The following is a 26,394-nucleotide window of genomic DNA, read 5'->3' on the forward strand; positions in this document are numbered from 1 at the left end:
CCCTCTTATAGAATCCCTACCTTTTGACGCTGACGTTCGATATGAATAAGATCAATTAACAAGGAAAAACCGGTTTCTACTTTTCCCGCTCCTGCACCACTTAACGTTACGGTACCGAGCAAATCACATTGATAAGCTATTGCATTAACAGCTCCATTTATCCCTGCTAAAGGATCTGAGGACAATACTTTTTCTGGTCCTACTTTAGCAACAACCGCACCATCTTCCTTTTTTGCTGTTGCAATCAGCTTCCACCGCTTTCCTTCTTGTTTTGCTTCTTCAATCATCTCAGGCGTAATTTCTGTAATCCCCTTGCAGCTTACATCCGCTACAGTTAACGGAGTATTCATCACATGATTCGCTAATATCACAATCTTATAGCGGGCATCATAGCCTTCCACATCACTTGTCGGATCGGCCTCGGCATAACCTAATCGCTGCGCTTGGACAAGGGCATCTGCATAAGACACGCCCTTCTGATCCATTTGCGTTAAAATAAAATTAGTCGTTCCATTTAAAATGCCACGGATCTCGGTTATTTCGTTTCCAGCCAATGTCATCTCCGGCATCCGAAGGGCAGGCGTCCCACTCAAAACCGTCCCTTCAAATCCCCACTGCACACTATGTTTTTTCGCTAAAGCTGTTAGCTCTTGATAAGCTAAGGCAACAGGCCCTTTATTGGTCATCACCACATTTTTTCCACTTTCAAAAGCCGCTTCACAATGGGAGATAGCTGGTTGACCCGTTTCTACATTTGTATAAGAAACTTCAATAATCGTATCGGCATTCGATTCTTTAATTGTCTTCAAACTATCCCACCCACGTATTAATCCTGCTGTTTCAGGATAAGCATCAAGAGAGCCTGTTTGTTCGACTACTTCAAGAACCTTCTTTATATCTAGACCTTCTGGATGGTAGAGTGCTCCCTTTTTAAAATCAGAAATGGCTACTAGTCTCGCGTTGAACTGCTCTTGTTTTAATAACCTTTCTTTTTTATCTCGTAAGATTTCCGCTAAACCTTGCCCTACTACCCCAAATCCAATAAAGGCTAACTTATGCACCATCTAACTAGCACCTCCCACTAATTTTGATCAACCACCTCATAAAAACCGCTGAAATAATCTAATGTTGCCTGAGTCATAATCGCCGTTCCTACTACTAGTACTCTTTCATCGATATCAAAGATCGGCGTGTGTAAATCTCTTTGTATGCCATCAGCTGTCGCACATCCAAGGAAAAACATCGCTCCCGGTAATTTTTGAGTGACATAACCAAAATCCTCACCACCCATACCAAACTTCTCATCGACGACTTTTATCGTTGGCCTCATTTTTTTGGCCGCTGCAGTAACTAGTTGATTGAGAAAGGAACTATTATACAAAGCAGGCTCCCCTCGGGTAACCTTCAACTGATACTGCCCGCCCAACGGCTCTAGGATCGCAAAGGCTTTCTCAAGCTCCCTTTCTAATAAATCACGAATGTTTGGTTTATAGCTTCGAATTGTTCCTCTTAAAAATACTTCAGAGGGAATAATATTCGTTGCTGAGCCTGCTTTTATTTCTCCAATACTAATAACGGCTTCATCCAATGCTGATACTTTGCGCGCGACAATGCCATGCAGTGACTGCAATAATAACCCTAGCATCCATGTCGGGTCGGTCCCCTTTTCCGGATAACCACCATGACCACCTGAGGCAATTATTTTTGCTTCAAATTCATCGACATTAGCCATACTATAGCCATCATGTACTTGCATTTCTCCTACCTGCAGCCAGGGACACATATGCAAAGCTAATGCCGCCTCAACCCCCACGTAGGCTCCTGCTCTTATTAAATAAGGGGATCCAGATAACCCTTTCTGATCAGGTGTCTCTTCTGCTGGCTGAAAAATAAACTTAATCGTCCCGTTCCACTTGCCATCCCCTGCTAACTGAGCTAATAACTGAGCTGTTCCTAACAAAATCGCCGTGTGAGCATCGTGACCGCACGCATGCATCACGCCATCATGTTTTGAACAATAGTCGGCTGTTGTTTCTTCTTTAATAGGAAGGGCATCGATATCAGCACGTAAAGCAATAGTAGGACCATCCCCACAAGACAGCGTCCCAATCACACTCGTTTCAAGGCCAATCCCCTTCTCTACTTTGACTCCTGAAATGGAAGAGAGGGTCGTAGCGATAAATTCAGCTGTCTTAAATTCTTTAAAACTCAATTCAGGAAATTGATGAAAATAACGGCGCCACTGCACAAGCTTCTGCTCGATTCCACTTGCCTGCTCAAAAATGGTTCGCAACTATCTCCCCTCCCTTCATTTTAGCTCTCTTACACTTGTAATCCCGCTTCTACATGTTTAAAAGCTAGAGAGAAATCTTCTATAATATCTTCAATCGCTTCTATTCCACACGAGACGCGGATTAATCCTTCTGGAATACCTACCGCCGCTCGCTCCTCTGGTGTACATTCAACATGACTTGTCGTCCGTGCGGGACCAACGGTTGTTTCAACAGCGCCTAAGTTAGCTGCACGATGAGCATATTTTAGCTTTGGTAAAAGCTCACGAACCGTATCAACCCCTCCTTTAACCGAAAAACTTAACATACCGCCAAACCCTTTCATTTGCTCTTTCGCAATGTCATGATTTGGATGGGTTGGCAAACCAGGATAATAGACATCCTCTACTAAATCTTTCGTTTGTAAATACTTCGCGAGTTCCATTGCATTATGGCTTTGCTCTCTCACTCTTAAATGAAGAGTTTTCATTCCTCTTAACGTTAAATAGGCGGCCATCGGGTCCATTGTTGCTCCATTAATTTCACGATAGTGGTAGATTTTCTCAACTAATTCCTCGGCTCCACATACAACTCCACCTAAAGCATCCGCATGCCCTCCGAGAAACTTTGTCGCACTATGAATCACTAAATCTACTCCAAGAGCAAGTGGATTTTGATTAATCGGTGTGCCAAATGTATTATCAACAATCACAAGAGCCCCTGCCGCTTTCCCCGCTTTAGCCATCCTCTTAATATCGGTAATTTTAACGGTTGGATTTGTTGGTGTTTCCAAATATAAAATTTTACACCCATTTAAAAGCTCTTTTTCAATTTGTTCATGGTCGCCAGTCTCACATAAAACAACATCAATTTGCTGCCTCGGCAAAAACTCTGTGAAAATTTTATTCGTGCCACCGTACGTATCTTTTATCGAAACAATTCGATCACCAGGGAGCAAGAAGGTCGCTAATGTGTTACTAATCGCCGCCATGCCTGTAGAAAAACTCGTCGCTGCCTCTGCCCCTTCTAATATTTTGACTTTATCTTCAAACGATTGAACGGTTGGATTTGTGTTCCGACCATAAATATGGCCTTTTTTCTTACCAATGGCGACATCATACCATTCATCCATATCATCATAATTGTAGGCCACACTTAAAACGACCGGTACTTGCGTAGCTCCATGTACTAAATATTCCTTTTCTCCAGCCCATACCGCATTTGTCCCTGCTTGCACTTTCTTTTCCATCTAATCACTCCCACTACTCATATTTTTTATTGGTTTCCCATTAGAAAATTTATGTGAAATAAAAACCGGGCTGTCGATTACGCATCCCGGTTTGTTTTTGTTCATCTCATCCATTCAAAACTTTAAATCACAGGGTTCAACTTCTCGAAGGTCATGCCATCTTTAATGACAAGCTCTCTCGGTAAATCAACTAACGGCTCACAGCCAGTTGGTGTTACGCGAAATGATTCACTAATTTCAAAGCTGTCACCTTCTGACCAAATCGCGGGGATTAAATGAAACGTCATATTGGGCAGTAGTATCGTTTTGTCACCTTTACGAATACTCGCCGTATGCTCCCCCCAATCAGGTGGATAATTAAGCCCCATTGAATAACCGAGACGAAATTCCTTTGTCACCCCATATTTCTCAACAGTCTGACGCCAAATTGCTTCAACCTCCTCACATGTCACACCTGGTTTAATAAAATTCAAACAAGCATTTAATCCTTCTATGACAATATTTGAAAGGTTTTTCATATTCGCAGTCGGCTGCCCGATCTGTACCGTTCTCGCAATCGGTGCATGGTATCGTTTATAACAACCCGCTAATTCTAAAATCACGTTCTCCCCTTTTCGATAAGGCTCATCGGTCCACGTTAAATGTGGCGTTGATGTTCTTTCTCCCGCCGGTAAAAGCGGCACAATAGCCGGATAGTCACCACCATATTGAGAGGTCCCACTTAATTGAGTGTAACTAATCTTTGCGGCAACATCACAGCCACGCACACCTTCATCCACCATCTCAATTCCTTCTAACATCGAATGTTTAGCAATAACGGCTGCTCTTTGAATCAACTCAATCTCTTTAGGTGACTTAATTAATCTGACCCAATTAACGAGTAATGTAGCATCTATAAATGTGGCATTCGGTAAGCCTTTCACTAATTGTTGGAAACATTTAGCCGAGAAATAATAATTGTCCATCTCCACCCCAATTTTTCGTTTATCCTGTCCGATCTGCGTTAAAATCTCAGCGACAAAATCCATTGGGTGACGAATATCCGATTGAACATACGTATCTGGATACGGAATAATATTTTCGTGATATAACCAAGTTGTTACTTTTGCACCATTAGCATCAGCCGTTCTCCCAATCCAAATCGGTTGTTCTTCATCATCAAATATCGCGAGAATTTGATCGACATAAAAGGACCAACCATCATAACCAGTCAAGTAGTTCATATTCGCTGGATCCGTTACTAACAAGACTTCTATCCCTTTAGTCGCCATACGCTCTTTTGTCTTTTTCATCCGCTCTTGATACTCCGCTACTTCTATAACCACAGGAACACCCCTTTCCAGCAAATTCGTTATTAACTAAATATTCTGTTCTTAATTTCATTATATCGACAAAGCATCCGATTGGATATTCATCAAAGTGTATGAATTTTCTAATAATATTTCAGTCAATTTATCATACAGCCTTGTCTGATTATCTTTCACTCCCCAAAAAGGCCCTTCTGTTAAGTAGCTTCTTAACAAAAGGCCCTCTTTACTAATCCTTTAATTCTCCATGAAACACTCCGCCTACTCTCCATGTTTTAATACTTAAATCTAAGAGGAATAAATGGTCAGGATCATTAAGTGAAAGGTTTGTTAATGATTCAATTTTACGCAAACGATAAAGCAGTGATTGTCGATGTAAGTTAAGTGAGCGAGCTGTTTGACTCACATTTCCACGATACTGATTAAAGGCGACAAACGTTCCAATTAAATCCATTTGCCTTTCTTCATCATATTGCACTAGTGGTTCAATTGTATCCATAATAATTTCTCTCATCTCTACATTTTTCGTTAACTGCAACAGAACACGATCGACTCTCGTTTGTTCAAACCAAGTTCGATGATGGTGTTTATCTTTGACACGACCAATTTGCAAAGCGAACTTTGCTTGCCTGTAGCTTTCTTGAAAATCTTCAAACCGCTCTTTTCTTTTACCTATTCCCCAAGATATATAAACATCCGGCAATAAATTATTCAATCTTCTGTCAATAATATCTAAAAAATCGGTCGCATATTCATGTTCGGTTTGATGTTGAATTTCTAAATATAACGTTATCATCTCTTCATCTCTCGTTAGCATTATCTTTCGCCCGAGCGATTGAGCCGCATAAAGCATTTCCTCTTCCATATAATAAAGCATGCTTTTACGCCAACGTTCAAATGAGTCAATCGTCTGCTCTCTTTTTTCATACAAGGACTTTAAGTTTTCAGGCAATCCTACGATACAAACATAGGCAAGATTTAACTGATATTGTAGCAAGCTCGCCCTTGACTGAGCCTGTTCATACGTTTGAAACCCTCCCTTAGCAAGCTCCTCAACAAAATCACTCCTTAACCGGAGCTTCGTTTCTTCAATCGCATTTTTTCTTGAAAGCCAAAGAGCGATGGTCGTAGCTGCATGCTCTAAGATATGAGTACGGTTATGAGTTAAAAAGCTAGGAGCCTTTATATGTTCAGGTATAAAAACAAATAAATAGCCTTGTGCCTCACCAGAAATTTGCAAAACCGGAACTTGTAAAATATCTCTTTTTTCATAATGAATGAGATCAAATTTTTGCATAAAAGGATCTTGATTTGCTGGGGTTATATGCTTAGTTGGTAAAACCCCTTCAAGAACAAGCTGCTTCCACTGTTGTTCAAAATCGCGAGCGTACTGGTCACTCTCCATTAAATTGCCAAAGCGATCGGTCAAATAAATCTTCGCATAAATTTGTTCTTCGATATAAGCTAACAAGTCTTCCAAATCACGTTCCATTAATATAAGATTTAAAAGATCTTGCTGAATTTTCTCAGATTTCTCTCTCTCTTTGTTAGCTGTTATATTTAGTTCCTTCATCACCATCTCTACAATATTGGCAAAGCGGACTTCCCAAGGAACAATCATTAAAATAAAATGATTCTTTTCAGCAAGCTCAATCGCCTCACGTGGAATATCAAAAATAAACCTTCCTAGCGCAACCATCAAAGCGGCCGCTTCAGATTCGATTACATCTTCAACAAACTGAGTAAATAAATGAGGATCCTGCTCACAGCCAATCGCTGTCGTCAAAACGACTTCATTTTTCCTAACAAAATTTTCAACAGGTAACTCAATGACTGATATCCATTGGATTTTTTTCTTTGTGGCTAACTTTTCACCTGTCACAACCTCAACACCGTGTAATAAATCATCCTTTAACACATCCGCCACTGTCAGAATAAGCGTTACCTCCCTTTTTTGTTATAGAAGTTATTCCCTATTAAGATCGATCTTAAAGCCAAAACTAGGAAATGACAATGTTGAATTTTTCGTAATGAAATGGATAGGTTTTTCATTTTTTATTACTTTTCTTTGTCTATTCGCACTGTAATTGGCTAGTTTCTCTTTTCTCATTACTTATCACCGCTTATTCGAACCTTATTCAGCTCACTTTCCTTTTTCCATTACTTATCCTCAGCTTTTCGCACTCTAATCGGCTCCTTTTCCTTTTCCCATTACCTATCCTCCGTTTTTCGCCCCCTAATGAGCTCATTCCTTTTTTTCATTACCTATTTCACCTTTTTGCCTAAATATCCGAACCTGCTCGATTAAAAAAAGCCAATAAGCAGCTCTTACCAAGCCACTTATTAGCTTATTAAAATATTAATTAATCAAATCGACGTCTTTTATAAATCAGCACCGTAATCACGATCGTTACTAGTGCCCATATTCCTAGAATCACTAAATTTTCCCCAACTGGCAGTCCTTGATGCAGATTAAGGACGAGTGTCGCAAATTGTACATCCGGTAAGTAGGATAGAATGTTAAATAACCACTCAGACTCAAAGAAGTTGCGAAACAATGAGCTCATTCCAAAGATAATTAACACAGGCATTCCAACTACTGTTGTTTCCATAACCGTCCTTGACATCAACCCGAGTATCGTTCCAATCCCAATATAAATGACTAAGCTAATAAAAATAGCCACGATAAATAATAACGTATTTTCAGGAATCGGAAAGCCACTTATCAAAATCACACCAGCAATCATGATGGCCGTAAGAACGGCCGAAAGCAAACTTTTCCCAATGAATACTTCCGATGTACTTAACGGTGATAATAATAAACCTCGTAACGTATTCTTTTCTTTTTCTTCCGCAATCATTGCTGCCTGAACAAACGAACCGACAATAACCATTGCTAATGTAATCGGAACAATCGAAACGATAAGTTCTACCTCTTCTCCTCTGCCAAACAGAAAAGCAAATAGCAAAGGCATTATGGCCGTTGACAACATATATGAATTTTTCATTAGGTCTTTATAGTCTTTAATAAAAATCGTTTGAATTCTTTTAAGGGATAGCATTAAATTAGCTCCTTTCCTGTTACACGTACAAAAATTTCACCTAATGTAGGCTCATTTGAATGGATCGCCTTTAATTGGTTCGTTGTAATGGCTTGCTTGATCAATTCGGCTCCTTCACGATCTTTGTCTACCGTTTTTTCACTTCCATCTTTTAGCAACAATGTAATAGACGAATCCGTATAACCTAATCGTAAGTTGGAAGGAGTATCCATCAATCTAATTTCTCCCTTATTAAGGAAAGCGACACGATCACAGATTTTCTCAGCTTCATTCATATCATGAGTAGTTAAAAATATCGTTGTCCCTTGCTCATTCAGTTTTTTTAATGAACGGTGAATTCGTTCTGTACTAACAGGATCAAGAGCAGAAGTTGGTTCATCAAGAAATAACAATTCTGGTTGATGAAGAATCGTTCTCGCCAAAGTGACACGCTGTTTCATCCCTTTAGAAAGTTTACTTACTTGCATTGGGCGTTCTTTTAACAAGCCGACCTCTTCTAATACTTCATCAATTCGATCATATTTGACACTATATAAATCACAATACATTTTTAAATTATCTTCAATCGATAATCGCTCGTATAGTCCTGTATTATCCGTTAATACCCCAATTCGTTTCATTTGGGAACCCTTTTTTAATTTCTCCACAGGTGCACCAAATACTTCCACTTCCCCATTAAAAGCTGTTAATTGAGCGGTTAAAATTTTGATTGTTGTCGTTTTACCAGAACCACTCGGCCCAAGAAAGCCAAAAGTTTCCCCTTTCTTAATGGTAAAAGAAACGTTTTCTAAAGCCTTTTTCCCTTCAAAATCTTTTTGTAACTGTGAGACTTCAATAATATTCTCCATATAATTCTCCCTTTCCGTTTTCGTATTTGCTTGACTTCAGTTTACGCCCGAGAGCCAATTGCCGCCTTAAAATAACGGTAAAAGGAGTAAAAATGATGATGAATGGAGACATTTTATCGATAAACAAACAGGTATATCTTATGTTAAAAATCCAAACGAAGGCCGCGGAGTATGGCCTAACCTTAATAAAAAAGAAACCTTTAGGTCGGCCTCGTCTATAGGTCAAAGCAGGGGACATACAAACGACACTTGCCGACAATTTCCGGGGAAATAAAACTTAATTACATTCCTAAAACCTCTTTTAAATCATTAAGCTTCCCTTTTGATAACGGAATATTGCTTTTATTTCGATCATCCAAAATCAAACTATAGCTGTTTCTAGTCCAAGTCATGACTTCTCGTACCTTTTGTAAGTTGACAATATAAGAACGGTGACAGCGGAAAAAGCCAAATGGTTGGAGTCTTCCACTTAACTGATTTAATGTGATCGTACAAGGAAATGATTCTCCCTTTACATGTAAATGGACGGTTCCATCATTGCTTTCGATATAATCAATTTCAGTAGGATCAAATAAGATAACTTTCTCTTCGACCTTGGCTGGAATACGTTCGAGTTGCACTTGAAATGATTGGGCTTCACTCTTTTCTGCAGTAGTACTCTCATTTACAGCTTGTTCAGCTACTTGTGCTTGAAGCCGCGTTGTACTCGTTATTTCCTCACTTTGATCTAAAACCTCGATTTTTTTCATCCCATCTTCATTTAAGCGATAAACTTGATTCGTTAAAATGATGGCACTTTCCATATTACTAGTAAGGACCAACGAGGCTATCCCCTCTTCGGCTAGCTCGGTAATTAACCTTCTTAAAGTAATTTTGCTTTCCAAATCGATGTTTTGGTCTGGCTCTTCAAAAATTAGCAACTCGGGTTGATGAATCATCGCTTTTACAAACGATAAACGTCGTTTGGCTGAAGCATCAAGTAATTTAATTTTACGGTTCTTAACCGACAATAAGTTAGCTTTGCGAAGATATTCACCTACATCTGTATCCACTTCATACAAGTTTCTAAAAAATTGGAGGTACTCAAATGGTGATAACCGCTCGTAATACCCTTCTTCATGTATCACCACACCTATTTTCCGATTATACTCATTCCAATTTTTAGGGTGTTCAAGCCCAAAATAACGAATTTTACCTGTAGCCGATGACTCTTCTCCAATTAAGAGCTTCAATAACCTTTTGCCAAGGTCTCGTTCACAATGTATCGCTGCTACCTCCCCTTTTTTCACTTCAAAATCAAAAGGATGGAACCATATTTTATTGCCTTCTACGATGCTAATATTGACTAATTGGATAAGTGAGGTTGACATTGCTGTATCTTCCTTTCTGAACAGGCATAAATTTCCTTTATAACCATCATACCTATAATCAACGATAAAGAAAATAGATCTAATCCCTAACTAAAAACAATGACTAGCCTTCATTCCCTATAACTACTTACTTATTAAAAGAATCTTTTAAAAGTGTTCACTTGTTCAATTTCTGAAATGGGCGAAAGAGGTGTATAATAATAAAGTGTGTTTTTGACTGGACAGACCTTCCGATAGATGAGGGTTTTAATTGGAGTGAACAAAATGGAAACAAAAAAAGTGTTACCGATTTTATTTGCGATTATGTTTTTAGTCATGGTTGGATTTGGGATTATTATTCCCGTTATGCCTTTTTATGCGGAGGACCTTGGGGCTTCTCCAACTCAATTAGGCTTGTTAATGGCCGTCTATTCTTTGATGCAATTTATTTTTGCGCCGATGTGGGGCAGAATCTCCGATCGGATTGGGAGAAAACCGGTATTGTTAATTGGAATTGCAGGTCTTTCATTATCTTTCTTTTTAATGGCCTTTGCTTCCACTCTTTGGATGTTATTTGCCGCTCGTATAATCGGTGGTTTTTTGTCAGCAGCCAATATGCCAACTGTTATGGCTTATGTAGCAGACATTACAAGTGAAGAAAACCGAAGTAAGGGAATGGGAATCATCGGAGCAGCCGTCGGTTTAGGCTTTGTTTTTGGTCCTGGAATTGGTGGGATTTTCTCAGACACAAGCTTAACTATACCTTTTTATCTTGCAGGTGCTTCATCACTTATTACGTTTTTCCTCGTATTGATTGTCTTAAAAGAGTCATTAAGTGAAGAAAATAAGGGGGCTACTAACCGAAAACGCCTATCATTAAAATCAGCGTTTAACGGTCCCGCCTCAAACTTATTCCTCTTACAGCTTTTTGTAACGTTATCACTCGCTGGACTTGAAGCAACATTTGCCTATTATGCTTATGAAAAAGCTGGACTTGGCCCTGTTCAACTCGGATATATCTTTATGATTATGGGTTTTGCTGGAGCCATTGTGCAAGGTGGTTTAGTCGGACGCTTAACGAAAAAAATCGGCGAAGGAAAAGTGATTCAACTTGGAATTTTTATTTCCGCTTTAGGTTTTGCCCTTATTTTATTTATCGATAGCTTTGTGACTGCCGCTATCTTTTTATCCATATTCGGAATAGGAAATGGCTTTATTCGCCCAAGTGTTTCTTCCTTAGTAACCAAAAGAGCGAAATCTGCTTATGGTCAAGTAACTGGCCTATTATCATCGATGGATTCCCTTGGTCGGATTATCGGTCCACCACTTGGAGGATTATTATTCTCGATTGCGATTAACTTACCTTTTATTATTGGAATGATTTTATCGTTTATCGCGTATTTTATTTATCGCCTTTATGCTCATCAAGTAAACAAAGAGGAAAAATTGAGTCCATCAGGGGAATCAGTTTAGAAAAAAAGGGGCTGCCATTAGGTCATTGAAAACCTAACTTGGCAGCCTCCTTTATAATAAATAATCAAAAAACCTTGTGATATAAGATAAAGCTTTAATCTTCCTCACTTTCCAATCACTCACCTCAGCCAATTCAACATTAGGATCCGCTTCATACCTCGCGTCTCCCAAAACTCGTAAACTTTTCTCATCCATCGCATAGTCAATTTCCTCTTGTAAATGCCTAGCAAACGGTTCACTATCGATCAAAACCATAACCTCAGTATTTAAAAAAGTACTTCTGGCATCTAAGTTAAAGGAACCGACAAAACTAATTTTCTGATCAAAAATATACGTTTTTCCATGTAACGACTCTGTGTTTGATTGGAATTCATACAAGCCATTTGATTCCACCGCCAAGTGATGACGATTAGGATAATACCCTGAAAAAGCGACAGCATTAGGAGTCGACGCAAATGAATTCGTCATTAACTTGATCTTTTCTATCTCCACTTCGCTGTCTTCTAAATACGCAAGCATTTTTTTCGTTGGAATAATATACGGACTTTCCATATAAACAAAACCTGATGCGTTTTCTAATTGGTGAATGAGCTCTAACCAAATGATCGGCTCCTTATTCAGTCGCTCAATTGGACTATGCAGAAACTTAACCTGATTTGCGGGAAAGGATGTCGCTAACCAATCGACTTCCTCTAAAAAATATTGAGGATATTGCTCAACGGCTTGCTCATATGCTTTTTTTACCTCTTGTTCTCGAGCTTTCCCTTTATTACGTTGCCTTTTCGAAACATCGGTTACAACTGCTTTTGTATAATCGTGGTTCCAAACCATATCATAATATTGCCCTACATCAAATAAAACACTCTGCTCATATCGCTCTTCATCTGTATTCATCACAATGACATCGCGATCATTGGTCGCATCCTTTGCACCTTCTGGACCAAAATAGCGGTCGCCAATATTTCTCCCGCCGACCATGACCATCTCATTATCAATGACCAATAATTTATCATGATAACGATTATTCCATGTCCATGGTTTGAGTAAGTTCAAAGGTTCGTAAAACTGGTACTCTATATTTGGATGCTCAAACATCGCATAACTTAACTCACGAAGGTCCGAATTCCACTTATTAACGATTCCATCTAAAATAATTCGAACCTGAACGCCACGATCAGCGGCTTCAAAAAGAGCTCCAAAAAATAAATCAGCATACTTCCCCTCATGTACAGCATAGGAAGAAATTTCAATGGATTGTTCGGCTTGATCAATCAATTGAATCCGAGCCATTCCCGATTCAAAGCGATCCTGTACGAGCATAACCCGATCACCGGATTCATTCTCGCCACTCTCAAATGCTGGCTGCCAATCCGGGGCAGTTGGTGTGTGGATTTTAAAAACAAGAGTTGTAGAAATCAACACGTACCCAACGTATAAGAGCATTAATATCAAGATAATCTTTAACCATTTTTTTATCATAGAATCGAACCTTTTCTGCTTTTTTATAGCATATGAAAGAAGATGGAAAAGCATCCCTATTAAATGGGATAGCATTTTTCGACATTAATGTAACAGCCAATCACTGCCTTGGTTTTCGTACATTAATTTCGTCAAATCACGGCTTTCATTACTTATTTTTGCCTTTTCGCACTCTAATTGCTGAAACTCGAGATTTTCATTACTTACCTCGGCTTTTTCGCACTCTAATTTTTCAAACTCGTGATTTTCATTACTTATCTCGGCTTTTTCGCACTCTAATTTCTCAAACTCCTGATTTTCATTACTTATCTCAGCTTTTCTCCACACTAAATCATCCCACAAAGCCAACTAGTGACCTTATGGGACATCGAAAAACTAGATTCACATTACCCTTTCATTACCTTTTCCTCACAAAAACAACCTTCAAATAATCACCCTCACGATATTGTGGATGAATTTTAAAGTCTTCTGGTAAAGAGAATTCCTCTTCGATTTTGTATTTTGTATTCGTTTGCTTAAAGGCCTGATCAATAAAACCTTTAAATTTCTTCATATCAAAAGAAGCACTATTTGTTGAAGCGACAATAACTCCGCCTTTTTCGGTAATCTCAATCGCTTCCTTTAGAAGGTTCGTATAATCCTTCGCAGCACTAAAGGTAAGTTTTTTGGAACGAGCAAAACTAGGTGGATCAAGCACAACAAGATCAAATGACTTCTCCTTTTTCTTCGCATATTTAAAATATTTGAAGACATCATCAACTATAATATCTTGTGCTTCATAATCGACACCATTGACACTGAATTGCTCGATCGTTTTCGCTAAACTACGATTGGCTAAATCAACGCTCGTCGTTTTAAGTGCTCCTCCTAACGCGGCATAAACAGAAAAAGCCCCCGTATAAGAAAAAGTATTCAGCACCGTTTTACCCTCTGCATAATGGTCACGGATCGTTTTCCGAACCTCACGCTGGTCCAAAAAGACACCGACCATCGCTCCATCGTTTAAATAGATCGCAAATTGAACACCATTCTCCTTCACAATAAGCGGGAACTCACCGCGTGTGCCTGCGACAAAATCATCTTCTTCTATATACTGTCCACCCGTATTAAATCGTTTCTTTTGATAGATTCCTTTGTAATCAACCGAGCTTTCTAATGCAGCAATAACTTCCTTCTGAAAAGAAAACATTCCCTCACTGTACCAGCTAATTAAATAATAACCATCAAAAAAATCAATCGTTAAACCACCAACACCATCTCCTTCTGCGTTCAAAACTCGAAATGCATTTGTGTCCTCCGATTGAAACAATTCTCTTCGCTCTGCCACTGCTTTTCTAATTTTTTCTTCAAAAAATGATTGGTCGATTTTTTCTTTTTCTTTATTCGTTAAAATCCAGCCAAAGCCTTTGTTTTGCTTTCCATAATAACCTTTCCCTAAAAACTGATGCTTATCATCGACTAACTTAACAAGTGTCCCTTCGTCTGTCAGTTGATTACTATTTTCTAACGCCTCTTTAGAAATCAGAGGATAGCCTGCTCGATATTGTTTTAAAAATTTGGGCTTTACTTTAACCGTTACTTCTTTTCTCATGCTCTTCATCCTTTATGTATCCAACATATTGTATTTAGTTTAACGTTTTTACTTTTCGATAACCAGCTTTCCAATTCTAGCGACCATGACATTGGTATAAAGAGTGCTAAAACCTTGTAGCATTATCTCACATAAATGACCTGCTTAAAAATGTAGCCACTATAATAAATGATTAATCCCCTATTTATTCATCCGATGAATCGGATAAACAAAAGTTAACATAAGCACTTTAACACTTAAATTATTTATATAAACCAAATGTCAGATGTTCTTACACTCCCAATTATCTACCTTAACTAAATAATCCAAATAAATTTAGGCAATATGAACATCCCTATCCCACCTTGTCAATGCTACTCTTTTCTTAATCACATTTCAACGTAATGAACGGCGAGATTAACAACAAAGCAAATTCTCCAAGAAAGGATTGAAAATTTATGAGTTTAGACTTATTAAATAAACGAGTGCAACAAGATCTTTCTTATCTAAATTTTGGAGGGGCTGATTGGCTAACTCCTACCCTCCATTTTGATGAGCATGTTTATGATGTCGTGATTGTCGGTGGAGGTCAAAGTGGGCTTGCGATTGCCTTTGGTTTATTAAAAGAGCGAATCTCTAATATATTAGTGCTTGATGAGAATAAAGAAGGACAAGAAGGACCTTGGGTTACCTACGCCCGGATGGTTACACTGCGAACGCCAAAACAGCTGACATCGATTGACTTAGGTGTCCCCTCCCTTACGTATCGAGCTTGGTGGGAAGCCCAATATGGCGAGGAAAGTTGGGAAGCTATCGACAAAATTCCACGTCATGATTGGATGGACTATTTGCGTTGGTTTCGTCAAGTATTGCAACTGCCTGTTGTGAACGAGACAACGCTAGAGCTTATAGAACCAGTAGAAAAAGGACTTCATCGTTTACATTTAACAGGTCTAGGAGCCCCTTCTAAACAAGTCTTAGCCCGTAAAGTTGTCCTCGCAACAGGGATACAAGGTGGAGGACAATGGCATATTCCAGCGATGATTACAGAGAACCTTCCGCAACATTTATACGCTCACACCTCACAATCCATTGATTTTGAACATTTAAAAGGGAAAAAAATAGCGGTTTTAGGTGGAGGAGCTTCGGCTTTTGATAATGCCAACTACGCTTTAACAGAAGGAGTGACCGAAGCCCATGTCTTTGTGCGCCGAAAGGAAATGCCGAGAATAAATCAAATCCGACAAATGGAGCTTTCCGGAATGATTGAGCGTTTTGCCGCATTAGAGGATAAGGATAAATATGAAGCCATCGCTCATTTTTTCAACCATAATCAACCACCAACAAATGATACGTTTAACCGTGCTCTTGCTTGGTCTGGGTTCCAATTACACCTTGGCTCCCCATGGCTTTCAGTTGAAGAAACAACAGAGGGGGCAAAAGTGACAACCCCAAAAGGAACGTATACATTTGACTTTCTCATTATAAGTACAGGTCTCTTAACCGACCCTGCCTTGCGTCCAGAACTATCTTTAGTTGAAGAACATATTGCCCGCTGGGGAGATAAATTTCGAGCAAAAGACGAGGTGAAAAATGACATCCTCGACGCTCATCCCTATTTAAGTTCTGGTTTTGCCTTTTTGAGTCGAACGAAAGAAGGCACGCCAAAACTACACGGCCTTTTTTCCTTCAACTATTCAGCATTAATAAGCTGTGGGATTACCGCTTCTGCACTATCAGGAATGAAATTTGGAGTCCCTCGTATTGTTTCGGCCATTGCGGACCAACTATTCATCGATGATCGAAAAGAGATTTTAGCCAATTTTTATAGCTATGATGACGCCGAATTTGTGGGGGAATGGAAAGAGAGAGAATCACTGACTTAAGCCAAATTTAGTATGTGATAATATATAAAAAAACATCTCCTCCATTATTGGAGATGTTTTTATTAGTAAAATTAAGGTTGAAGAATGACTTTCACACACTCATCTTGATGATTATTAAAGATATGATAGGCTTTACTTGCTTCATCTAACCGCATTTTATGAGAGACAATTTCCGTGGGATCCAGCTCACCTGATGTAATCATTTTAAAAAGTAATGGCATATAGTGAACAACAGGTGCCTGTCCCATTCTAATTTCTATATTTCGCTCAAACAGATTCCCTAAAGGAAATTGGTTATATTTCGACCCATACACTCCTGTTAGCTGTATCGTTCCAAATTTTCTAACCGCATTCATTGCTATTTTTATTGGACTTATCGTTCCACCGCTAAGCATCAACTTTTGTTCCGCTGCTTCAAGAAGGGTCTTTTTTCCATCCATTCCGACACAATCAATAACCGCATCGACACCTCCACTTGTCATTTCTTTAATATGGGAACCTAAATCTTCATATTCTTCGAAGTTAAAAATTTCTACATTGTTCATTTTTTTCGCACGTGCAAGTCTATATAAAAGATTATCAACTGCAATCACTCTTTTGGCGCCTTTCATCCAGGCAAACTTTTGAGCCATTAATCCAACAGGACCACAACCAAGTACGGCAACGGTATCCCCTTTTTTTACTCCTGCATTTTCAATACTCCAATAAGCAGTTGGCAGAACATCCGACATAAATAGTAACGCTTCATCTTCGAGTTCAACAGCTTCCGGAATCACAAAAGGCATAAAATTCCCATAAGGCACACGCAAATATTCGGCTTGACCTCCGGGATGATTACCATAACGCTCCGTAAATCCAAAATACCCACCTGTGTCAATTTCTTGGTTTGGATTCGAATGATCGCATTGGCTTTCCATCTCATGTTGACAATAGTAACAGTTGCCACAGGCAATATTAAACGGGATAACGACTCGATCTCCTTTTTTCACTTTTGTTACCTCTGGTCCTACTTCTTCTACAATGCCCATTGGCTCATGACCGACTACATAATCTTTCTCTGCTGGCAAAGCACCTTGATAAATATGTAAATCTGAGCCACATATCGCGGTTGAAGTAATGCGTACGAGGATGTCATCGTTTTGCTCTAACTTGGCATCTGGAACTTCTTTCACTTGCATATTCTTAGCACCTTGAAAAGTAACAGCTTTCACTAAATAAAACCTCCTTATCAATCCTTCCTACCTCTCTATCTTCCCCAATGAATCGTTCTAATATGTTAAAAATAAAATATTTATTTAAACAAGTTCAAACACACGTCTCGTAAGCGTTTTCGTGATTTTTCAATTGGATTACCAAATTAATACTTTGACAACTGTCTCAAAATGAGGTAAATTACCTAATGGACGAACATTAATATTATCTTAACGGTAAAATATTCGTATTTAGAGGTGCATATAATGGATAACGTGTTTGATTATGAAGATATTCAACTAATCCCCGCAAAATGTATTGTGAACAGTCGTTCTGAATGTGATACGAGCATTACATTAGGTGGTCATACATTTAAATTACCGGTCGTACCAGCAAATATGCAAACGATCATTGATGAAAAAATCGCCATTAATTTAGCTGAAAACGGGTATTTTTATATTATGCATCGTTTTCAACCTGAAAAGCGTGCTGATTTTATTAAAGACATGCATAACAAAGGGTTAATTGCTTCCATTAGTGTCGGTGTAAAAGATGACGAGTATGATTTTATTGTCCAGTTAGCAACGAAAGAATTAATTCCTGAGTTTATTACGATTGACATTGCTCACGGACATTCCAATGCTGTCATTGAGATGATTCAACATATTAAAAAACATTTACCAGCAAGCTTTGTTATCGCTGGAAATGTCGGAACTCCTGAAGCAGTACGCGAACTTGAAAATGCTGGTGCTGATGCAACCAAAGTCGGAATTGGCCCTGGTAAAGTATGTATTACGAAGATTAAAACAGGTTTTGGTACAGGAGGTTGGCAGTTAGCAGCCCTTCGTTGGTGTGCAAAAGCCGCGAGTAAACCAATCATTGCTGATGGCGGTATTCGTACTCACGGTGATATTGCGAAATCAGTTCGTTTTGGTGCTTCAATGGTCATGGTCGGTTCATTATTTGCAGGTCATGAGGAATCTCCAGGGGAAACGATTGAAAAAGACGGCAAGCTCTATAAAGAGTATTTCGGTTCGGCTTCTGAATTCCAAAAAGGAGAAAAGAAAAACGTCGAAGGTAAAAAAATGCTCGTTGATCATAAAGGCTCTTTACGAGATACGTTAAATGAGATGGAGCAAGACTTACAATCATCTATCTCTTATTCTGGCGGAAATAAACTTGAGGCGATTCGTAACGTTGATTATGTCGTCGTCAAAAATTCGATTTTTAACGGTGATAAAGTTTATTAAAAAGTGATATAGCTGTGCAAAAGGGAGAAAATGACTTTTGCACAGTCTTTTTCTTATATAGATACTAAAATTCACATACTTCTTGTACAACAAAAATTCTATTCCCACATTCTGAAAACCATTTTAATCGAAATAAATTTCTTCCTCAGTTAACCAACGTAATAAATAATCTTCATAATAATTACTATTAAATACTTTTACGATAGTTACTTTCTCTATTAATTAATGTAATTAGGTTAATGATTGCGTACCTATATTGTAATATAAATAAACAAAGACCTTATCCAATCGGTAAGTATCTTTGTTTATGTTTACTTAGTTTAACATCATATCTATTTTTTCTTCATCGGAGAGCAAAACCCCATAAATCATCCCTGGTAAAACATATTCATTATTAATATCACCAGAACGGTACTCGATTATAGGTGTAACGGTGTAAAAATCAATGTCTTCTCCAGTATTATCGAACTCATCAACAATAAGTTGATTTGAATCATTAGATTTAATATAGAATTCATTGATACTAGAATTAATCGTTTTGTTTAAATCATACACATTTATAATTTTAATTTCATTATCTCCTTGATTATCAAGGGTAATTTCTAGAGAAGGTGAAGGGTAACCAATAGTGTGAGCTTCAGTAATATCAATTGAATCTTCTGTTTGAAATTGTGAGCTATTAGCTAATGTAATTTCTCCTATTTCAAATGCCTCTTCTTTATTATCAGAATAATTGATGAAAAGGGTGTCGGCTGATAGAGTATCGAGACTTTTGAATTCAATTTCAATAATAAAATTAACAATCTGATGTCCCTTATAAATTATTCCACTATCCACTTCAAAATCCATTATAATCATTTCACTATTATTAAGGCTTAAAGAATTAATCTTTTGTAGTATTTCGTCATTGGTTGAACTAGTGTCTAATAAACCAAATAGATTAAACTTCATTGTCTTGTCTTCTTCATTGATTACGTAGCTAATATAATTATTTGCAAAGCTTAAATTTAAGTTATCTTCAACTCTCTTTGTGTTTGAATAAATAGTATAAGAACCTATACCTAATATCAAAACTAATAAGAATGATATCACGGTAATTTGTTTTTTTCTATTCATTATGAATTAACTCCCCATATTATAATTGATTGACAACCTGGAGGTAAGTACCCGTTCTTGGGGTATAGGAATAAGCTTTTTTTGTTGCCCCTGTTTTGGTTACTTTAACTTGCCTTCTAGCAACACTTAATGTTCCAGAAATAGCAGAAGTGGTATTTGAACTTTTCCAAGTATAGCTGCTTACTTTTAAATAGGTACTAGTTAAATTTCTTACAAATTTTTTAATAATATTTGTTGGCCTGTTTAAAACTTTGACTTTGGTTCCTTTACCAACCAACGCATGGGATACATTAAGCACCTATTTCATTTGCATCTCCTTCTGAATCGACATCGTAATTTAGAACGCCTTCTAAAGTTATCACCACAAGTAAAGCGGAAATGAATTTTTATCATTTTGAGTTATCCCTTTTTTAAATACTATTTAAAATAACATATAAAAAACAAATAATCAAGAATTTTCTAAAAATTCTTGATTATTTTAGTAGAAATAAATAGCTTTAAATAGTTGAATAACTTTATTGATAAGCAACCTGAAGGTAAGTATCTTTTCTAGGAGCGTAATGATAAGCTTTTTTTGTTGTTCCTATTTTAGTTACTTCAATTTGTCTTCTATCATAGTCACTATAAAACCCTAATTTACTAAACCTACTTGAGTTTGCAGGAAGAGTAATTCCAACAGAATATGAAGTAGTAACACTCTTAGCGACATTTAATGTTCCAGAAATGGCAGAAGCTGATTCACCTACACTAGCACTTAATGTAGCGGAAGCACTATTTGATTTACTCCAAGTATAACTATTTGCTTTTGCCCATGAGCCCGTTAAATACCTCACAAATTTCTTGTTTATTTTTGTCGGGCCATTTAAAACTTTAACTTTAGTTCCCATGCCAACACAAGCAATACATTGAATGCCTATTTCATTTGTTTCTTCTTCTGAATCAACGTCATAATTTAGAACTCCTTCTACATGAACACTTTCACCAATTTCTACATCATCTTCAACTTCATCTGCAAAAGATACGTGAGGAAAAACAATAGAAATAGTCATAATAACAAGTAAAGCTTGAATAAATTTCTTCTTCATCTTTAATCATCTCCTTTTTTTAAAATACGCTTTATATTTACATAAAAATACATTAAAACCAATATATAGTAGTGATTAAAAAAGCCTTACAATCGAACGCAAAGCCTATCTACAATATTCAATTGTGGACTATATGGTGGTAGAAAGACGAGTTCTAACCTGTTCTTGATCCTTTGTCGAATGAAGGAGACAATGCCATTATAAGGAATAGTTTTTGCCGACTATATAAGCAGGATTTATCCAATGGAGCGGGCTTCTAACCATTTTTGGCCTGAAGTCCTGGTTTATGATCGAGCTATGAATAATTCAGGTATTGATATTTTTTTATACTCTCAATTTTAATTGACAGGTGGTAAAGTGGGTAAATGTTCCGATAAACTCAAGGCTAATTCAGTTCCGAATTGAGTGCTTAAGAATCCAAATGTAATTAAGGTAGCTGTAATTAAAAATAGTTTTAGTTCTTGTTTCATAACTAACCTCCGAATGTTTTATTTTGATAAGCTGATTGTACTACGTATCAAAAAATGACCATTTGGAGGTTTATAGGTATTTTTTAAATATTTAGTGAATTTTCCTCGATTTTTCATTAAAATAATAAGAAAATACAAAATTTGTTGTACATCAGGAGGGGAACGATGTTTATTTCCAGTAAAGATCTAGGCGAAGAAATTAAGAAGTTAAGAAAGCAGTTTTCTTTATCACAAAAGGAATTAGCAGAAGGGATTTGCACACAAGCAGCCATTAGCAGTATTGAGCTAGGAAGAACTTTCCCGAGTATCGATATACTTTACGCAATATCAGTAAAACTCCACTTCTCCATTGATCAGCTTATTAAAGAATTGTCTACAACAAGTTATTTATACATACAGGAAACTATGAACGAGATAGACAGACTCGTAAAATTAAACGACTACAAAGAAGTATTTGAAATTACAAAACTTAATCTCAAAAACCATACACTAAAAACCTTAGGAAATGAATTTAACCAGTACATACAATGGCATAACATTTTATCTAGTTATTACTTAGATCAGATTAATTATCAACAATGTATCAATGCTCTTGAAGAATTAATCGATGTTCAACAGGATTATTTATTAAAACAATCTTATCAAGATTTGAAAATAAAAAATGTAATAGGTAATATCTTAACTCAAAATAAGCAATATAAAAAAGCAACAATTTACTACCAGGACATATTAGAAAAAAATATAAAAATAGAAGGTTATTATAGACTCAAACTGAAAGTGTATTTCAATTTATCCAAGCTTATGTTCTTAAGATCTGAATATCAAAAATCCATAGAAATAGCTCAGGAAGGCATCTTATTATCTATAAAGCAAGAAGATATCTCAGTTCTTCCAAATTTATTTGTGCAATTCGGCCAATCTCTTTCCATGTTACCCGACAGTGATCAGGAACAGCTAGAACAGGTATTAGAATACTATATGAACGCCATAAATTTATACAAAATTTTACAAAGACAATGGTATGTAGACTTTATAAATAAAGAGTTAATTCCGATTCTACCTCAAGATAATAATAAGTAAATAAGGTATTTGTACCAACATTCTCAATTAAAAATACCTAATAATGAGGTACCGTCAGGAAAATGTGAATTTACAACGGTAAGACCATTTTCCTGATACTCTACATCCAATCCGTGCTGAGATTCGGCCAAAAGATAGATTCGCTCTCCTGCTGCTGCAGCAGCACCTCCAGTTCCTCAATTTGGGCTAATTGACTGTCATAAAGGAGAAAAAGACTCCCACCACAACAACTACTCCCTTTAGTAAAATAACCGTCTTTAAGAGAAAATCTTTCTTCACTTTCTTCCCATACCCTCCTTGCGTTCCCGAAAACACAGCCTCGCCATCTGTTATAGAGCGAATGGGAGTTACATAGTTAATAGAGCCAAAGGCGATTCGGAACGTTGATTATGTCGTCGTCAAAAATTCGATTTTTAACGGTGATAAAGTGTATTAAAAAAAGATATAGCTGTGCAAAAGGGATAAAATGACTTTTGCACAGCTTTTTTATGGTTAAGATTTTCCCGTCTCAATTCCCAGCTTTCACCTTCATCAAGATCAGTTTTTCCATCAAAGCATAGGGCAGTAATCTCTTAAGATAATAGAGCAAACCAATTCCATTTCCTACTGGATAGCGAAGCTTTGGTTTCTTTTTCTGAGACACCTTCATGATTAATTGAACGACTTCATTAGGGTCGCCTGCATTTGCAGATGCTTCTTTTGCTTGATTAATCACTTTTGCTTTAAATGGTGAATGATCAAGATTATATTTTTCTGCATCCTTTAAAGACTTTTCCCAAATTCTCGTTTGATAAGAGCCTGGTGCAATTAACGATACATAAATTTGTTCACTTAATAGTTCAACTCTTAAGCTTTCACTAAATCCTTCTAAGGCATACTTAGAGGAGCAATAAGCAGACAATCCCGGAAAAGCAATAAAACCACTGACACTACTAATATTAATGATCTTCGCTGGTGCCGACTTTTTTAATAAAGGCAGAAGTTCCTTTGTCACTAAAAAGGCTCCTGTCACATTAACGTTAAACTGCTCCTTCCATTCATCAAGCTCCAGGTCATTTAAAAATCCTGCCTGACAGTAGCCTGCATTATTAATTAGGAGATCTATTTGTCCAAATGTGTCTGTTAATTCTTCGGCTACCTTCTTAACCTCTTGATGATTAGTAACATCCATTTTTTTTATATGTAAATGTTCTTCGATACGAAGTTGATGGGCCTGTTCAACAAGCTCCAAACGATTTTCTAACTTTCTCATCGTCGCAACAACCGTATATCCCTGCTTTAATAATTCAATTGTGATCAAAAAGCCGAAGCCACTATTTGCACCTGTTACTAAGGCAAGTTTCATTATTTCCCCATCCTTTTCTCTAAATAAATCGCTCTAATAACAAATAAATCGCTGTAAAAAATAATAGAATGTACGTAAGAATACGGAAGGTTTTTTGGTCCATTTTCCGATACAGATATTGTCCCACCCATAAGCCACCAAGAACGAAAGGTAAACTTATAAGCGTCGAAGTCCAAACAACCTGACTCGTCCCAGCAAATATCATTTGGATAACAAAACTAACGAAATAGATAAATAAATAGAAAGCTAGAATTGTTGCCCGAACGGTTGCTTTTGGTGTATTTGTACTTGAAAAATAGAGCAATAATGGCGGCCCCGGCATGCCAATCGCCGTAGTCAGAGTACCTGTGATGCTACCGACTCCATAATCCCTTGTCTGCTTTTGTTTAATTCGAAATGAGAAAAGGAGTAATAGCGTTAAAAATAGAATAATGATACTAATCCCCACTTTTAACAACGAAATATCAACAGTTAAAAAGATATAAATTCCCAGTGGTAAACCAGGAAGACTTCCAATCACTAAACGTCTTAACATCCCGTAATGAATATCAGCATTTATTTTTTTAAATAGAAGCATAGAGATAATAAGTGATACTAATAAATTAATTTGAATGGCTTCAAACGGCTCAAATAAAAGGAGTAAGAAAGGCGTAGCCAATATTGAAAAACCGAACCCTGAGCTAGTTTGTAAAATTGAAGCAACTAGTATGATTAAAATAAATAGGACTAATTCCATAAACACCTCTCAATTAGAACGATGCGTTACTATTATCACATAGGAAAAAGGGTATAGTTTCCATAAGATCAATAAAGGAGCTGAGACAAAATGTATAAACAATACTGTCGGATTTACCAAATGATGATGCGATCTTTCACCCTTTTTTTAAAATGGAGAAAACCAGAACTAATTGAAGGGGCTGGAAGTATAAATAACGTCCCTTCTTATATTGTAAATAAAAAAATCAACCATCTATTTATTGTCACCGATACAGGAATTGTTTCCTCAGGGTTAATGGAGCCTTTACTCGTACAATTGGATAAAACAAACATTCGTTACTATGTCTTTAGCGATACAAAACCAAATCCAACAATTGATTTAATCGAAGAAGCACTACAGCAGTACAAAGAGCTTCATTGTGACGCTCTTTTAGCCTTTGGTGGCGGCTCTCCAATTGATTGTGCAAAAGTGATTGCGGCTCGAGTCGCACAGCCGAATAAAAAAATAAGTGAGTTAAAAGGGGTAATGAAAGTACAAAAAGAAACACCATTACTTATCGCCATTCCAACTACAGCCGGAACAGGTAGTGAAGCAACACTAGCTGCGGTTGTGTCCGATTCGAAAACATTTGAAAAGTATGCCCTAATGGATCCGGTGTTAACACCAAACATTGCCGTTCTTGACCCAAACTTGACCATTAAACTGCCGAAAAACTTAACCGCGGCAACAGGAATGGATGCGTTAACACACGCAGTGGAAGCCTATATTGGCAAAAGCACTACATCTGAAACCGAACAGCAATGTTTAGAAGCAGTCCAGCTACTTTTAGAAAATTTATATGAGGCTTACGAAAATGGAGAAAATATCAAAGCACGTGAAAAGGTGCAAAAGGCTTCCTATTTAGCTGGATTAGCCTTTAGCCGTGCTTATGTCGGAAATGTCCATGCTATCGCCCATACTTTAGGTGGTTTTTATTCAACCCCACACGGATTAGCAAATGCGATTATTCTGCCTTACGTATTGGAAGCTTATGGAGAAAAGGTCTATTCTCGTTTAGCTGACTTAGCAGACGCGGCAAACTTAGTTGAGTCAACCACTCCGATAGCTGATAAGGCGAAGGCATTTATTGAGGCGATTAAGAATTTAAATGATAAGATGAACATTCCAACCAAAACAAAAGTGGAAGAAAAGGACATTCCCTTAATGGTAAACCGGGCTTATACAGAGGCAAACCCCCTTTATCCAGTTCCACAAATTTTTAATAAAAGCCAATTTACTCAGCTTTATCAGCAAATTCGAGAAGGTTAAACCAATCAAGTTAATTTTCATTTCTCAACGAAAAGCTGAAAAGCTGATCATATTCGTTTAAGTTAATGAACGACCATTCATAAAGGGAAGGGAAGAGCGTGGTTGGGCGGCCTTAGTTTTGATTAGAAAGTCTGAACCTGTGGCTGCGTGCACAGCTTCTCCTTCTGACTTTCCTACCTAAAGTCTGAACCTAACGACGCGTGCACAGCCTCTCCTTCTGACTTTCCTACCTAAAGTCTGAACCTAACGACGCGTGCACAGCCTCTCCTTCTGACTTTCCTACCTAAAGTCTGAACCTGCGGACGCGTGCACAGCCTCTCCTTCTGACTTTCCTCCCT

General features: G+C 37.5%; 23 protein-coding genes. 5 read left to right on the forward strand and 18 right to left on the reverse strand.

The genetic code is table 11. The features are described from left to right. Positions 1–5: 5 nt before the first annotated feature. The 8 genes from BALCAV_RS05580 to BALCAV_RS05615 form a co-directional block, all read right to left on the reverse strand. Positions 6–1,064, reverse strand: a complete 1,059-nt coding sequence (locus BALCAV_RS05580) for a homoserine dehydrogenase (RefSeq protein ID WP_003321045.1) — start codon at positions 1,062–1,064, stop codon at positions 6–8. Positions 1,065–1,081: 17 nt separating this feature from the next. Next, on the reverse strand, positions 1,082–2,293 hold the full coding sequence (locus tag BALCAV_RS05585) for a M20 metallopeptidase family protein (protein ID WP_003321046.1): 1,212 nt from the start codon (positions 2,291–2,293) through the stop codon (positions 1,082–1,084). 29 nt (positions 2,294–2,322) lie between these two features. Next, positions 2,323–3,519 carry a cystathionine gamma-synthase family protein gene (locus tag BALCAV_RS05590; RefSeq protein ID WP_003321047.1) on the reverse strand — a complete coding sequence of 399 codons (1,197 nt, stop codon included), beginning with the start codon at positions 3,517–3,519 and terminating at the stop codon, positions 2,323–2,325. Positions 3,520–3,641: 122 nt separating this feature from the next. Beyond that, on the reverse strand, positions 3,642–4,844 hold the full coding sequence (locus tag BALCAV_RS05595; RefSeq protein WP_003321048.1) for a M24 family metallopeptidase: 1,203 nt from the start codon (positions 4,842–4,844) through the stop codon (positions 3,642–3,644). Positions 4,845–5,055: 211 nt separating this feature from the next. After that, positions 5,056–6,753 (reverse strand): PucR family transcriptional regulator, encoded by a 1,698-nt coding sequence (locus tag BALCAV_RS05600; RefSeq protein WP_003321049.1) that lies wholly within the window; start codon positions 6,751–6,753, stop codon positions 5,056–5,058. Between the two features lie 436 nt (positions 6,754–7,189). Beyond that, positions 7,190–7,888, reverse strand: coding sequence for an ABC transporter permease (locus BALCAV_RS05605; protein WP_003321050.1), 699 nt, complete (start codon positions 7,886–7,888; stop codon positions 7,190–7,192). Further along, on the reverse strand, positions 7,888–8,736 hold the full coding sequence (locus BALCAV_RS05610) for an ABC transporter ATP-binding protein (protein ID WP_003321051.1): 849 nt from the start codon (positions 8,734–8,736) through the stop codon (positions 7,888–7,890). Before BALCAV_RS05610 ends, BALCAV_RS05605 begins: the two co-directional genes overlap by 1 nt. A gap of 281 nt (positions 8,737–9,017) precedes the next feature. Beyond that, positions 9,018–10,106, reverse strand: coding sequence for a LytTR family transcriptional regulator DNA-binding domain-containing protein (locus BALCAV_RS05615; RefSeq protein ID WP_003321053.1), 1,089 nt, complete (start codon positions 10,104–10,106; stop codon positions 9,018–9,020). Positions 10,107–10,370: 264 nt separating this feature from the next. Here BALCAV_RS05615 and BALCAV_RS05620 point away from each other — a divergent pair, with 264 nt between their 5' ends. After that, the gene (locus BALCAV_RS05620) at positions 10,371–11,558 is read left to right on the forward strand and encodes a tetracycline resistance MFS efflux pump (RefSeq protein WP_003321054.1); all 1,188 of its coding nucleotides are present in this window, start codon (positions 10,371–10,373) and stop codon (positions 11,556–11,558) included. Positions 11,559–11,609: 51 nt separating this feature from the next. Here the strand turns inward: BALCAV_RS05620 and BALCAV_RS05625 are convergent, their stop codons facing one another. The 3 genes from BALCAV_RS05625 to BALCAV_RS05635 all read right to left on the reverse strand — a co-directional run bounded on the left by BALCAV_RS05625 (position 11,610) and on the right by BALCAV_RS05635 (position 14,628). Next, positions 11,610–13,037: a phospholipase D-like domain-containing protein gene (locus tag BALCAV_RS05625; RefSeq protein WP_003321055.1), complete on the reverse strand. Its 1,428-nt coding sequence runs from the start codon at positions 13,035–13,037 to the stop codon at positions 11,610–11,612. 84 nt (positions 13,038–13,121) lie between these two features. Continuing rightward, positions 13,122–13,385: a hypothetical protein gene (locus tag BALCAV_RS05630; RefSeq protein WP_152563032.1), complete on the reverse strand. Its 264-nt coding sequence runs from the start codon at positions 13,383–13,385 to the stop codon at positions 13,122–13,124. A gap of 49 nt (positions 13,386–13,434) precedes the next feature. Next, positions 13,435–14,628, reverse strand: coding sequence for a class I SAM-dependent rRNA methyltransferase (locus BALCAV_RS05635; RefSeq protein ID WP_003321057.1), 1,194 nt, complete (start codon positions 14,626–14,628; stop codon positions 13,435–13,437). Positions 14,629–15,065: 437 nt separating this feature from the next. On the opposite strand from BALCAV_RS05635, the gene BALCAV_RS05640 reads away from it, so the two are divergent. After that, on the forward strand, positions 15,066–16,493 hold the full coding sequence (locus tag BALCAV_RS05640) for an FAD/NAD(P)-binding protein (RefSeq protein ID WP_003321058.1): 1,428 nt from the start codon (positions 15,066–15,068) through the stop codon (positions 16,491–16,493). 71 nt (positions 16,494–16,564) lie between these two features. Here BALCAV_RS05640 and BALCAV_RS05645 read toward each other — a convergent pair whose 3' ends face one another. Further along, a complete protein-coding gene (locus BALCAV_RS05645) occupies positions 16,565–17,704 on the reverse strand; it encodes a zinc-dependent alcohol dehydrogenase (protein WP_003321059.1) in 1,140 nt (379 codons plus the stop codon). A gap of 246 nt (positions 17,705–17,950) precedes the next feature. Between BALCAV_RS05645 and guaC the strand changes: the two genes are divergently transcribed. Further along, positions 17,951–18,934, forward strand: a complete 984-nt coding sequence (gene guaC, locus BALCAV_RS05650) for a GMP reductase (protein ID WP_003321060.1) — start codon at positions 17,951–17,953, stop codon at positions 18,932–18,934. A 315-nt stretch (positions 18,935–19,249) separates the two neighbouring features. Here the strand turns inward: guaC and BALCAV_RS05655 are convergent, their stop codons facing one another. The 4 genes from BALCAV_RS05655 to BALCAV_RS23040 all read right to left on the reverse strand — a co-directional run bounded on the left by BALCAV_RS05655 (position 19,250) and on the right by BALCAV_RS23040 (position 21,605). Continuing rightward, on the reverse strand, positions 19,250–20,050 hold the full coding sequence (locus BALCAV_RS05655) for a hypothetical protein (protein WP_003321061.1): 801 nt from the start codon (positions 20,048–20,050) through the stop codon (positions 19,250–19,252). A gap of 19 nt (positions 20,051–20,069) precedes the next feature. Continuing rightward, on the reverse strand, positions 20,070–20,348 hold the full coding sequence (locus tag BALCAV_RS05660; RefSeq protein WP_003321062.1) for a hypothetical protein: 279 nt from the start codon (positions 20,346–20,348) through the stop codon (positions 20,070–20,072). A gap of 217 nt (positions 20,349–20,565) precedes the next feature. After that, complete coding sequence (locus BALCAV_RS05665; RefSeq protein WP_003321064.1) at positions 20,566–21,135, reverse strand: hypothetical protein; 570 nt, start codon at positions 21,133–21,135, stop codon at positions 20,566–20,568. A 338-nt stretch (positions 21,136–21,473) separates the two neighbouring features. Then, positions 21,474–21,605: a hypothetical protein gene (locus BALCAV_RS23040; RefSeq protein WP_268746793.1), complete on the reverse strand. Its 132-nt coding sequence runs from the start codon at positions 21,603–21,605 to the stop codon at positions 21,474–21,476. A gap of 165 nt (positions 21,606–21,770) precedes the next feature. Between BALCAV_RS23040 and BALCAV_RS05670 the strand changes: the two genes are divergently transcribed. Continuing rightward, positions 21,771–22,685, forward strand: a complete 915-nt coding sequence (locus BALCAV_RS05670) for a helix-turn-helix domain-containing protein (protein WP_003321065.1) — start codon at positions 21,771–21,773, stop codon at positions 22,683–22,685. 508 nt (positions 22,686–23,193) lie between these two features. Here BALCAV_RS05670 and BALCAV_RS05675 read toward each other — a convergent pair. Together BALCAV_RS05675 and BALCAV_RS05680 are read right to left on the reverse strand one after the other, a co-directional pair. Further along, positions 23,194–24,030 carry an SDR family oxidoreductase gene (locus BALCAV_RS05675; RefSeq protein WP_003322664.1) on the reverse strand — a complete coding sequence of 279 codons (837 nt, stop codon included), beginning with the start codon at positions 24,028–24,030 and terminating at the stop codon, positions 23,194–23,196. Between the two features lie 19 nt (positions 24,031–24,049). After that, positions 24,050–24,766, reverse strand: coding sequence for a sulfite exporter TauE/SafE family protein (locus tag BALCAV_RS05680; protein ID WP_003322665.1), 717 nt, complete (start codon positions 24,764–24,766; stop codon positions 24,050–24,052). 90 nt (positions 24,767–24,856) lie between these two features. On the opposite strand from BALCAV_RS05680, the gene BALCAV_RS05685 reads away from it, so the two are divergent. Continuing rightward, complete coding sequence (locus BALCAV_RS05685) at positions 24,857–26,056, forward strand: iron-containing alcohol dehydrogenase (RefSeq protein WP_003322666.1); 1,200 nt, start codon at positions 24,857–24,859, stop codon at positions 26,054–26,056. The last annotated feature ends 338 nt before the right edge of the window (positions 26,057–26,394 follow it).

The organism is Alkalihalobacillus alcalophilus ATCC 27647 = CGMCC 1.3604 (genome assembly GCF_000292245.2).
Taxonomy (GTDB): domain Bacteria; phylum Bacillota; class Bacilli; order Bacillales; family Bacillaceae_D; genus Alkalihalobacillus; species Alkalihalobacillus alcalophilus.

Bases quoted from the DNA above. Each gene is read 5' to 3' on its own strand.
- BALCAV_RS05625 (WP_003321055.1), bottom strand. From the start codon at position 13,037: ATGATAAAAAAATGGTTAAAGATTATCTTGATATTAATGCTCTTATAC.
- BALCAV_RS05605 (WP_003321050.1), bottom strand. From the start codon at position 7,888: ATGCTATCCCTTAAAAGAATTCAAACGATTTTTATTAAAGACTATAAA.
- guaC (WP_003321060.1), top strand. From the start codon at position 17,951: ATGGATAACGTGTTTGATTATGAAGATATTCAACTAATCCCCGCAAAA.
- BALCAV_RS05580 (WP_003321045.1), bottom strand. From the start codon at position 1,064: ATGGTGCATAAGTTAGCCTTTATTGGATTTGGGGTAGTAGGGCAAGGT.
- BALCAV_RS05610 (WP_003321051.1), bottom strand. From the start codon at position 8,736: ATGGAGAATATTATTGAAGTCTCACAGTTACAAAAAGATTTTGAAGGG.
- BALCAV_RS05655 (WP_003321061.1), bottom strand. From the start codon at position 20,050: ATGAATAGAAAAAAACAAATTACCGTGATATCATTCTTATTAGTTTTG.
- BALCAV_RS05620 (WP_003321054.1), top strand. From the start codon at position 10,371: ATGGAAACAAAAAAAGTGTTACCGATTTTATTTGCGATTATGTTTTTA.
- BALCAV_RS05615 (WP_003321053.1), bottom strand. From the start codon at position 10,106: ATGTCAACCTCACTTATCCAATTAGTCAATATTAGCATCGTAGAAGGC.
- BALCAV_RS05680 (WP_003322665.1), bottom strand. From the start codon at position 24,766: ATGGAATTAGTCCTATTTATTTTAATCATACTAGTTGCTTCAATTTTA.
- BALCAV_RS23040 (WP_268746793.1), bottom strand. From the start codon at position 21,605: ATGAAACAAGAACTAAAACTATTTTTAATTACAGCTACCTTAATTACA.
- BALCAV_RS05665 (WP_003321064.1), bottom strand. From the start codon at position 21,135: ATGAAGAAGAAATTTATTCAAGCTTTACTTGTTATTATGACTATTTCT.
- BALCAV_RS05590 (WP_003321047.1), bottom strand. From the start codon at position 3,519: ATGGAAAAGAAAGTGCAAGCAGGGACAAATGCGGTATGGGCTGGAGAA.
- BALCAV_RS05635 (WP_003321057.1), bottom strand. From the start codon at position 14,628: ATGAGAAAAGAAGTAACGGTTAAAGTAAAGCCCAAATTTTTAAAACAA.
- BALCAV_RS05640 (WP_003321058.1), top strand. From the start codon at position 15,066: ATGAGTTTAGACTTATTAAATAAACGAGTGCAACAAGATCTTTCTTAT.
- BALCAV_RS05670 (WP_003321065.1), top strand. From the start codon at position 21,771: ATGTTTATTTCCAGTAAAGATCTAGGCGAAGAAATTAAGAAGTTAAGA.
- BALCAV_RS05685 (WP_003322666.1), top strand. From the start codon at position 24,857: ATGTATAAACAATACTGTCGGATTTACCAAATGATGATGCGATCTTTC.
- BALCAV_RS05675 (WP_003322664.1), bottom strand. From the start codon at position 24,030: ATGAAACTTGCCTTAGTAACAGGTGCAAATAGTGGCTTCGGCTTTTTG.